Consider the following 10,009-nt stretch of genomic DNA (forward strand, 5'->3'; position numbering starts at 1 on the left):
ACTTCCCGACCGCGAGCGTCGTCAGGTACGTCGCCTGCGGTTTGTTCGACCGCCAGTTGTAGCGGGTCCAGCCCAGCCGTGAACTCGACGACTGGAGTGTGCCGTTGGAGATCGCCTGGGTGCCGTCCGGGACCGCCACCGACACGTCGTACGTCGGTGGCCACCTGCGGCACCTGCGTCGCCGCACCCTCGACGTACCCGCTCGCGGCCAGCACGCCGGCCACGACCACCGCCTGCACCACGACGGACCCGCGCACCACGAAGCCGTTCGCGCCGAAGTACATGCCCTCGCGGCGCAGGCCGGTGCGGCGCTCGTCGTCGTCGATCACCTGGCCGAGGGCCACCTCCAGCACCTGCATGAGACCGGCGACGCCGAGGCCGACGGCGAGCCCCGCCACCGCTGCGCCAAGCACCGTCGTCGGCAGCAGGTAGAGGCACGTCGCCAGGCCGTACACGGCGACGACGGCGAGCATCGTGGTGCGCGGCCCGAGCCGGCGCACCACCCACGACCAGCCCCAGATCGCGGGGATGGCGGCCACGAAGATCGGCGCCAGGAGCAGCGTCGCATCCGCCTCCGTGCCGCCCACGGTGTACTTCACGTAGAACGGGATCCCGGCCAGCAGCACCGCCGTGGTGCTCTGCAGCAGCAGCGACCCGAGCACGTACGTGACGAACGCGCGGTTGGCGAACGTGTACCGCAGCTGGTCGCGCAGCCCGACGGCGGACTCGCGGGCCCGCACGGCGTCGTCGGCGTCGCGCTCCACCATCCCGAGCAGCGACCAGGCGAAGAACGCGGCGCACACGACGGCGAGCGCGACGCCCATCCCGGCCCAGCCGATCGCGTCGTACAGCAGCGGCGCCCCCGCCGTGCCGAGGATCATGCCCACCAGGGCGAAGAGCTGCCGGGGAGCGTTGCCGCGCGCCCGCTCCGCCGTCGTCCGGAAGATCTCCGGGAACAGCGCGGACACGTTGAGCACGACCGCCACGTAGGCGACGTCGAACACCGCGACGACGAGCAGGAACCACACCACCAGCCCCGCCGCGGGCAGGGACGGCGGCGCCCACACGAGCGCGAACGACACGACGAGCGGCACGATCCCCAGCACGATCCACGGGACGCGGCGTCCCCAGCGCGTGCGGTGCCGATCGGACGCCGCCCCGACCACCGGGTTGAGGACGGCGTTGAGGAGGCCGTGCGCCACCATCGCGCCCGCGACCCAGCCGGCGGGCACGCCCAGGTGGTCCACGTAGAAGAAGACGACGAACGCGGAGAACGTCTGCAGCATGAGGTTCGCCGGGAACGCGGACGCGCCGTAGGCGACGGCCTGCGCCCGGGTCGGGTCCCCCTCGAGGCGCCGGTCGCGCAGCCGGGCGAGGACGCCCGCGCGGGTCCCGGTGTCGCTCACTGCTCGCCCCGCCGCACGGTCTCCCCCCGCTGCACCGCGCGCAGGTCGCGCCAGCCGACGCGGACCAGGCCCTCGTCCGCGATCACGGCGGCGACGTCCGGGTCGCGGAGCAGCCGCTCCTCGTAGCCACGCTTGGACGCCGCGTAGTCGACGGCGTCGCGCAGCTCGTCGTCGTGCAGCATCGGGTGCAGGAAGATCTCCGTGACCCCCTGCTGCACGCCGCGCAGCAGGTCGAGGAAGCCGGCCTTCACCGCGTCGTACCCCTCCGCGTCAGGGGTGCCCTCGCCCGCCAGCTCGAACGGGTGCGTCCACAGCCGGTCGAGGATGACGACGCCGGCCGCGTCGGCGGCGGCGGTCGCGGTGTCGAGGATCGCCTGCGACCCCGGCGCGTCGGGGTCGGCGCCCATCGCCGCGAGCCCGTCCAGCGAGCGCGGCAGCCGGAACGGCAGGCCGCGCGTCGCCGCGAGCTCCAGCACCTGCGGCAGGAACGTGCGCCCCGTGGCGAGCCCGTAGACCGAGCCCATGTGGTTGTCCAGGTGGCTGACGTCGACGCCCGCGGCGAGCGCGGCGTCGAGCTGGGCCGCGAGCTCGGCGGCGACGTCCTCGTCCCGCGCGTGACGCTCGACGACGTCCACCGCGGTGGGGAAGTACCCGGCGTCGTCCACCAGCGACGTGCCCACGCCGGTGAGCGGCCGCCATCGGTAGCGGGTCCACTCGCTCGTGAGGACCAGGTGCACGCCCACGTCCAGCCCCGGGTCCGCCGCTGCCGCCGTGAGGGCGTCCGGCGCCCACGGGCACGGCACCATCACCGTCGAGGAGTCCAGGAGACCCTCGCCGAGCAGCGGCAGGATCGCGCGGTTGGCGGCCCGGCACATGCCCAGGTCGTCCGCGTTGAGGATGATCGCGCGGGCGTCGGGGGCGAGCCCCAGGCGGGAAGTCAGGTCGGACGGCGGCGCGTCGGCCGCGCTCACCGGGTGGCCCCGTCGACGACCGCCGCCGCGTCGTCGGCCACGTCGTCGGCGATCCGCGCGCGCAGCGCCTCGCCGGCGGCCCACGCGGCGCCCAGCACGGCGCCGTCCGCGCCGAGCGGCGACGCGTCGATGTGCACGGGCAGGACGCCGATGCGGTCGCGGAGGTAGGTGGCGACCCGGTCGTGGATCGCGGGGCGCGCGGCCTCGTCGGCCAGGACGAAGGCCTCCGGGTCGAGCACGATCGCCAGCGACGCGACGATGACGGCGACCCGGCGCGCCAGCTCCGCGACGACCTCGTCCGCGACGCCGTCGCCGTGCTCCGCGCGGTCGAGGAGCTCACGGACGGTGACGTCCTCCGGCAGGTCGTGGTCCTTCGCCAGCGCCGCGATTGCGGCGTCGCCCAGCACCTGCTCCCCCAGCGCATGCCCCGGCTGCGGAAGGAACGCCACCTCGCCCGCGATGCCCGCGGCGCCCCGGTGCACCCGGCCGTCGAGCACGATGCCAGCCCCGAACCCCTCGCCGAACGAGACCGTCACGAAGGACGAGCGCCCGCGCCCGGCTCCCCGGTGCTGCTCCGCCACCGCGGCCAGGTTCACGTCGTTGTCCAGCGTCACGGGGCAGGCCAGCGCGTCCACCAGCGCGTCGTGCAGGGCCGTCCCGCCCTTCTCGTACCCAGGCACGTGCAGCACCGTGGTCCGGTCGGCCCCCACGACGGCGGGGAACGCCACGACCGCGCGGCTCACCTCGACCCGGCGGCCCGGCGCGAGCCGCGCCTCGGCGTCCTCCCGGCAGGAGTTCGCCAGCACCGCCGCGGCCCGCGCCCGCGCCACGGGGGTGCGCTGCACGTCCCGCCGCTCCGCGCGCGCCCGGACGGCCCCGGTCGCGTCGACCAGGGCGACCCGCACCCGGTCCCGGGCGACGTCCACGCCGAGCCCGAAGGCGGTGTCCGGGTCCACCCGGAACGCGCCCGCGGCGCCGTCGTCCGCGGCCGCGCCGCTCGCCCGGAGCGCCGCGAGGGCGTCTGCGGCGGTCGGGCGGGGCAGGCCGGTCGCCTCGGCGACCGAGGCGTCGTCGGCCGGGCCGTCGGCCACCAGCGCGTCGAGCACCTCCAGGACGTCGGACCCGCGCAGCGGGCCGGGAGCTCCGGTGTCAGTGGTGGTGGGCATCTGGCCTCCGTCGGGGCGGGACGGGACGCGTTCGTCCCGGCGCTGCGAGCCTAGCCACGCCCCGGCGAGGTTGTCGACGCGAGGTGTCGGCGCTGATCAGGGACCAGATCGGCCCCGGGCGGCCCGGTCAGGTCGCCCGGGTCAGGACTGCGCGCTCTCGTGCGAGCGCCCGATGCCGCGCACCGCGTCCACCGCCCCGCGCACGCGGCGCGCGTTGACCGCGAGCACGACGTCCCGGTACTGCCCGGCCCGGTGCAGCTGGCCCTTGAGGTCGTTCGACGACGCGCGGTGCTTGAGGTCGCACGGCACCTCGACGGCGACGTAGCCCTGGCGGAGCAGGTCGATCGTCATGCCCGTCTCCACGCCCCAGCCGTGCGCCAGCGGCGTCGCCGCCTCGAACGCCTCGCGGGTGAGGCAGCGCATCCCGGACAGCGGCTGGCTCGGGCTCCACCCGGTGAGGTGCTGGATGGCGCGGCGCGCCGTGCCGACGACGATGCCGCGACCGCCGGCCCCGGTCTGCTTCGGCAGCAGCGCGATGGCGAGGTCGGCCACGCCCTCGCGCACCGGGGCGACGAGGGGCGCCGTGTTGACGGCGGTGTCACCGAGGTCCCCGTCGACGAACAGCAGGAGCCGCGGGGCCCGGCCGTCGGCGTCGCGCATCGCGACGACCGCCGCGCCGGTCTCCATCGCGGACGCCTTGCCGCGGTTGTGCGAGTGGCGCACGACGACGGCGCCCGCGTCGCGCGCGACGTGCTGCGTGTCGTCGGTCGAGCCGTCGTCGACCACGAGCACGAGGTCGACGTGCGGGATCGCGCGGGCCGAGCGCACGGTCGCCGCGATGCGCGCCGCCTCGTCCTTCGCGGGGATGATCACCGCGACGCGCTGCGGGTTGCGCCGCCCCTGCGCGACCGGTGGCCGCGGGGTCTTGGCGACCGGCAGCGCGCCCACGCGGGTCGTCACGACGCTGCCGTCGCCGCCGGCGACGGAGTTCCGCTCGCCGGCCTCGTCCTGGCTGGTGGACACCTCAGCGCCCGTGCGGGTCGCCCCGTGGTCCGTGTTCACGACTCCCTGCCTGTTGGGTTCTCTCGCCCGTGTCGGCCGGCGGTCCGCCGGCGTGCTGTGCGGTGCCCCCTTGGGGGAATCACCGGGAATCAGAAGAGCAATCTTTTCCTGAGAAACTGTACTCCCCCGGAACGCCCGACCTCTGGTCAAGAAACGGTGTCGAGCGGGACGGTCCGTGAAGATCGTGCGGAGCCCGCGACGTCGCGGGGGTACCGCCGGCGGCCGAGGCCGCCGGGCGGCGCCGCGTCAGCGCAGCGTCACCTGTCGGGAGACGATACCGGCCCGGGCGCGTCGCTCGTTCGCGTCCAGCGGCTCGGTCACCGCGAGCGCCTCGTCGAGCCTGGCCGCGAGCTCCGCCACAGGCTCCTCCAGCTCCGCCGCCTCGGTGCCGCGCGGCAGCTCCCAGACCGGCACGACGAGCCCGCAGGCGCGGAACATCCCGAGGAACTTGCCGCCCGCGAGGCCGGACTCGCGGCGCGCGTGCAGCCGCGCGATCGCGTCGACGACGGCGTCCTCGTCCTCCGTGCGCGCCCAGCGCAGGAACTCACGCGACATCCGGCACCAGTACGCCGCGGGGACCGACGCCAGCTTCACGGTGGGGATGGACGACTCCGCCGCCTCGTCGAGGGACTCGCGGATCTCGTCCGTCATCTGCGTGCCGGCGTCGATCCAGTAGTCGTAGCCGTCGTGCACGGTCACCTCGAACGGGACGTCGAGGTCGAGCAGGTCCTGCAGGCGCGGGTCGTCGTCCGCCGGGGCCGGCAGCTCCTCGGGCAGGACGCCCGAGCCGGGCTCCGCCGCGAGCGCCGCGAGGAGCGCGGCGGCCAAGTCGCGGCTGAGGTCGTCGGAGGCACCCAGGCCCTGCAGCGCGAGCAGGACCGTGCCGTCCTCGCGGTGCAGCGCGCACCAGCCGCCGGGCAGGACGGTCGTGACGGTGACGTCGCGCCCGCCGTGGTCGGCCGTCGTGCGCGCCGTCGCCGTGGCGGACGGCACCACCTCGCGCAGCGCGACCCAGTCCGCCTCCCCGGGAAGACCCTCGAACGGACGCAGGACAGGGGCGGTCGCAGAGCTCTTGGCCATGCCCGCGATCCTATCGGCCCGGCACACCCCCCTCCCGCCCGGGTCGTGCCGGTCTGCCGAGGTAGTACGGGGCTCGCCGAGGTAGTACGGCGCTCGCCGGGTCCCGGTACCACCTCCCCGGGTCGGGTCGTCCCCGGAGGGCGTGGGTACGGTGGCGGGATGGAGCCGTGGCGCCGCCTCGTGGCGGACTACCGGTCCGGGCTCGGCGATCGCGCCCGGCCCGACGACGACGTCCCGCCGCTCGACGGCGCGCGGGACGCCTGGCTCGCCGGCACGTTGCCGGCGCTGGACCTGGCGGCAGGGTCGGTCGCGGCCCTCGCCACGGCCGCCCGCCGGGCGGGCGCGACGGGCCCCCTGGTGGAGCGCGGGCCGTCGCCGGCGCGGCTCGCGGCGTCGTTCGGCTCCGACCGGCTGCTGCGGCTCGACGGGCGGCCGGTCCCGGGGTTCGCGCCGCTGTCCGGCTTCTTCCGCACCCGCGACGGCTGGGTGCGCACGCACGCCAACTACCCGCACCACCGGGCCCGGCTGCTGCACCTGCTCGGCCTTCCCGACGGCGCCGACCGGGACGACCTCGCGGCCCGGCTCGCGGATGCCTCGGCCGGCGGAGTGGAGGACGACGCCGCGGCCGCGGGCGCGATCGCCGTCCGCGTGCGCCCCGAGGCGGGGTGGCGCGCGTCCGCGCCCGGCCGGGCCGCCTCGCGGGGGCCGCTGGTGCGGGCCGGGGCGCGCGACGACGTCGTCGCCCGGCCGGCCGCCCTCGCGGGCGGGGCCGCGCCCCTCGCGGGGGTGCGCGTGCTCGACCTCACCCGCGTCATCGCCGGCCCCGTCGCCACCCGGGCGCTGGCCGCCCTCGGCGCCGACGTGCTGCGCGTGGACCCGCCCGTGCCCGCCGAGATCCGGCACCAGCACCTCGACGTCGGGCAGGGCAAGCGCACGACCCTGCTCGACCTGCGCGACGACGGCGACCGCGAGCGCGCGCAGGCCCTGCTCGACGACGCCGACGTGCTGGTCACCGGCTACCGTCCCGGGGCCCTGGCACGGTTCGGGCTTCGCCCGCCGTCGGGCGCCGTCGTCGCGCACGTGTCCGCATGGGGCGACGGCGGGCCGTGGGCGCACCGTCGCGGCTTCGACTCGATCGTGCAGGCCGCGTCGGGCGTCGCGCTGCTCGAGTCGCCCGACGGCGGGATCCCCGGCGCGCTGCCCGCGCAGGCGCTCGACCACGCGACGGGCTACCTGCTCGCCGCCGGCGCCGTGGACGCGCTCGCCGCCCGCCGCGACGACGGCCGCGGGCGCGACGTCGCGGCGTCGCTCGCGCGCACCGCCGCCTGGCTGCTCGACGCCGGTGGGCGCGACCCCGCGCACCCGCCGCCCGCGGCGCCCGGACCGGAGGCGGTCGTGAGCCACGGCCGTCACCCGCGCGTCACGACCGCCCGCCCCGCGCTGCCCGGCCACGACGACCACCCGGCGCCTGCCCACCCCTGGGGCACGGACCACGCCGCCTGGTCGACGCCCGAGCCGGAGCCGGAGCCGGGGTGATCCTCGGCCCGGGACGTGCGAAGGGGCCGGGCCTCTGGTGTCATCGGACCTGACCCGGCACGCACCGTCCGGGCGGCGCGTGAGAGGGGTCGGCGATGGCGGTCGTGACACGGGGGTTCGGGGGCCGGCGCCCCGAGCCGGAGCACGAGGTGCCGCCGGGGCAGTTCGTCACGGACGACTTCCCCGTGCTGTCGGCGGGGCCGACCCCGAACGTGGACGAGTCCCGCTGGGAGCTGACCGTCCGCACGGAGACGGGCGAGGGCGTCTCGTGGACGTGGGAGCAGCTCCTGGCGCTGCCGGCCGAGGACGTCGTCACCGACATCCACTGCGTGACGCACTGGACCAAGCTCGGCACGACGTGGCGCGGCGTCTCCCTGGACACGCTGCTGGCCGACGTCGAGACGAGCGCCGAGTTCGTCATGGCGCGCTCGTACGGCGGGTACACCACGAACCTGCCGCTGCAGGACCTGCTCGACGGGCAGGCGTGGGTCGCGTACGAGTTCGAGGGCGAGCCGCTGGAGCCGGTGCACGGCGGGCCGGCGCGCCTGCTGGTGCCGCACCTGTACTTCTGGAAGAGCGCCAAGTGGCTGCGCGGCCTCGACCTCATGGACGACGACGACCTGGGGTTCTGGGAGCAGAACGGGTACCACGCCTACGGCGACCCCTGGCTCGAGCAGCGGTACGCGTGAGCTGGCACGTCGCGACGGTCGTCGGGGCGCGGCCCCTGACGCGCACCGCCCGCGCCCTGACCCTGGCGGTGCCCGGGTTCGTCGGGGCGCTGCCCGGCCAGCACGTCGACGTGCGGCTCACCGCTCCCGACGGCTACCAGGCCACCCGCGCCTACTCGCTCGCCGAGACGGGCCACGACGAGCGCGTCGACCTCGTCGTGGACGAGGTCCCCGACGGCGAGGTGTCGCCCTACCTGGTCCGCGACGCCAGGCCGGGCGACCAGCTCGAGGTGCGCGGCCCGCTCGGCGGGTACTTCGTCTGGCACGACGCCGACACCGCCCCGGTGCTGCTCGTGGCCGGCGGCTCCGGCGTCGTGCCGTTCCTCGCGATGCTGCGCGCCCGCCGCAGCACCGGTCGCCGCGCGCCGTTCCGCCTCGTGTGCTCCGTGCGCACGCCCGACGACGCCATCGAGCGCGGGGAGGTCGACACCCCCGACCGCGGGTTCGACGTGCGCTGGGTCTTCACGCGCGAGGGCCCGCCGGGATGGCCGACGCCGCCGCGCCGGATCACGGCCGACGACCTCGTCGCCCCCGGGTTCGGCCCGGGCGACGGCACGGACGTCTTCGTCTGCGGCCCCACCGGTTTCGTGGAGGCGGCGGCCGGCCTGCTGACCGGCCTCGGGCACCCGCCCGACCGTGTCCGCACCGAGCGATTCGGAGGTGCCTGATGTCGTCCCCCGAGCCGACCGCCCCGGGCGGGCCCGTCCTCGACGGGTCGGCCCTGGCCGGCGCGCTGAGCGAGGTCTACGCCTTCGAGACCACGCGCGCCGTCGTGCGCTGCGGGAGCTGCGGGCACACCGACGTCCTCGCCCGCACGACCGTGCACCTGTCCGCCATGGGCGGCGTCGTGCGCTGCGCGACCTGCGCCGCCGTCCTGCTCGTCGTCGTCGAGCACCCCGACGGCGTCCGCGTGTCCTCGTCCGGCGCGGCCTGGGTGCAGGCCCCGCCCCGCTGAGCCCGTCGGATCAGAGCCTGCCGCGCCGAGGCCCTCGGCTCACAGGTGGTCGAGCCACTGCAGCACGGCGCCCTCGCGCAGCGCCCACGGGCAGATCTCGACCTCGTCGACGCCGAGCGCGCGCATGGTCTCCTCCGCCACGACCGCGCCGCCGACGATCTGATAGGTGCGCTCCGGCGTCACACCCGGCAGCGCCGTGCGGCCCTCGGCGGTGAGGCGGGCCAGTCGCGGCACCCAGTCCGCGAGCTGGGGCAAACGCAGTCGCCAGCGGTCGTCCGGGCCGACGGCCTCCACCTGCATGCCGGCCAGCCGCGCGAGCGAGCGGAACGTCTTCGACGTCGCGACGACGTGGTCGGGTGCCGGCACCGTGGCCAGCCGGTCGACGACGGGCGCCAGCAGCGCGCGGGCGTGCACGCGCAGCGCCTGGACCTGGTCGGGCGGGGGCGGGTCGTCGGGCAGGTACTCCCTCGTGGTCCGGCCGGCGCCGAGCGGCACGGACGCGGCGAGGTCCGGCTCCTCGTCGACGCCGGACGCGATCTCCAGCGAGCCGCCGCCGATGTCGAGCACCAGGAGCCGGCCGGCGGCCCACCCGTGCCAGCGGCGGGCGGCGAGGAACGTGAGCCGGGCCTCGTCCTCGCCCGACAGCACCTGCACCTCGCGGCCCACCCGCCCGGCGATCTCCGCGAGCACCGCGGTGCCGTTCGCCGCGTCCCGCAGCGCGGAGGTCGCCATCGGCAGCAGCTCGTCGACCGCGGACTCGCGGGCGAGCTCCATGACGTCGTCGACGGCGGCCAGGATCGTGCGCCGCCCCTCGGCCGTGACCGCGCCGTCGGCGTCGAGATACCGCATGAGCCGCACCGTGATCTTGCGCTCCGCGTGCGGCACGGGCCGCACGCCGTACCGCGCGTCCAGCACGAGCAGGTGCACCGTGTTGGAGCCGATGTCGATCACGCCGAGGCGGGGCGCGGAGGCCCGGGCTGCGCTGCTCATGGCAGCCGAGCGTAGCGGCGGCGCCGGACGCCGTTCCCGCCCCGTGCACGACGACGCCCGGTCCCGCGGGGCGGGGCCGGGCGTCGTGAGCCGGTCAGCGGGGGATGGTCAGGAG

Annotated in this window: 10 protein-coding genes; 4 read left to right on the plus strand and 6 right to left on the minus strand. The window is 76.5% G+C overall.

What is annotated here, in order from left to right:
• The 5 genes from ACFWEK_RS13925 to ACFWEK_RS13945 all read right to left on the minus strand — a co-directional run.
• Positions 1-1,406, minus strand: a 1,406-nt coding sequence (locus ACFWEK_RS13925; RefSeq protein WP_430554435.1) for an MFS transporter, incomplete at its 3' end; no start/stop codon positions are given.
• Entirely contained in the window at positions 1,403-2,377 is a 975-nt protein-coding gene (locus ACFWEK_RS13930) for a ChbG/HpnK family deacetylase (RefSeq protein ID WP_430554436.1), read from the minus strand. The genes ACFWEK_RS13930 and ACFWEK_RS13925, both read right to left, overlap by 4 nt.
• Positions 2,374-3,543 carry an ROK family protein gene (locus ACFWEK_RS13935; protein WP_430554437.1) on the minus strand — a complete coding sequence of 390 codons (1,170 nt, stop codon included), beginning with the start codon at positions 3,541-3,543 and terminating at the stop codon, positions 2,374-2,376. Before ACFWEK_RS13935 ends, ACFWEK_RS13930 begins: the two co-directional genes overlap by 4 nt.
• A 141-nt stretch (positions 3,544-3,684) precedes the next feature.
• Complete coding sequence (locus ACFWEK_RS13940; RefSeq protein ID WP_430546669.1) at positions 3,685-4,482, minus strand: glycosyltransferase family 2 protein; 798 nt, start codon at positions 4,480-4,482, stop codon at positions 3,685-3,687.
• A 369-nt stretch (positions 4,483-4,851) separates the two neighbouring features.
• Positions 4,852-5,685 carry a DUF5926 family protein gene (locus tag ACFWEK_RS13945; RefSeq protein WP_430554438.1) on the minus strand — a complete coding sequence of 278 codons (834 nt, stop codon included), beginning with the start codon at positions 5,683-5,685 and terminating at the stop codon, positions 4,852-4,854.
• A gap of 159 nt (positions 5,686-5,844) precedes the next feature.
• On the opposite strand from ACFWEK_RS13945, the gene ACFWEK_RS13950 reads away from it, so the two are divergent.
• From ACFWEK_RS13950 to ACFWEK_RS13965, 4 genes are all read left to right on the plus strand, one after another.
• Complete coding sequence (locus ACFWEK_RS13950; RefSeq protein WP_430554439.1) at positions 5,845-7,221, plus strand: CoA transferase; 1,377 nt, start codon at positions 5,845-5,847, stop codon at positions 7,219-7,221.
• Positions 7,222-7,316: 95 nt separating this feature from the next.
• A complete protein-coding gene (locus ACFWEK_RS13955; protein ID WP_430546561.1) occupies positions 7,317-7,910 on the plus strand; it encodes a molybdopterin-dependent oxidoreductase in 594 nt (197 codons plus the stop codon).
• Positions 7,907-8,617 carry an FAD-binding oxidoreductase gene (locus ACFWEK_RS13960; RefSeq protein WP_430546562.1) on the plus strand — a complete coding sequence of 237 codons (711 nt, stop codon included), beginning with the start codon at positions 7,907-7,909 and terminating at the stop codon, positions 8,615-8,617. The genes ACFWEK_RS13955 and ACFWEK_RS13960 overlap by 4 nt, the downstream gene beginning before the upstream one ends.
• Entirely contained in the window at positions 8,617-8,904 is a 288-nt protein-coding gene (locus ACFWEK_RS13965; RefSeq protein WP_430554440.1) for a DUF6510 family protein, read from the plus strand. The genes ACFWEK_RS13960 and ACFWEK_RS13965 overlap by 1 nt, the downstream gene beginning before the upstream one ends.
• Positions 8,905-8,943: 39 nt before the next feature.
• Here the strand turns inward: ACFWEK_RS13965 and ACFWEK_RS13970 are convergent, their stop codons facing one another.
• Positions 8,944-9,894, minus strand: coding sequence for a Ppx/GppA phosphatase family protein (locus tag ACFWEK_RS13970; RefSeq protein ID WP_430554441.1), 951 nt, complete (start codon positions 9,892-9,894; stop codon positions 8,944-8,946).
• Between the last annotated feature and the right edge of the window lie 115 nt (positions 9,895-10,009).

Origin of the sequence: Isoptericola sp. NPDC060257 (genome assembly GCF_042726645.1) — a bacterium.
Taxonomy (GTDB): domain Bacteria; phylum Actinomycetota; class Actinomycetes; order Actinomycetales; family Cellulomonadaceae; genus Isoptericola; species Isoptericola nanjingensis.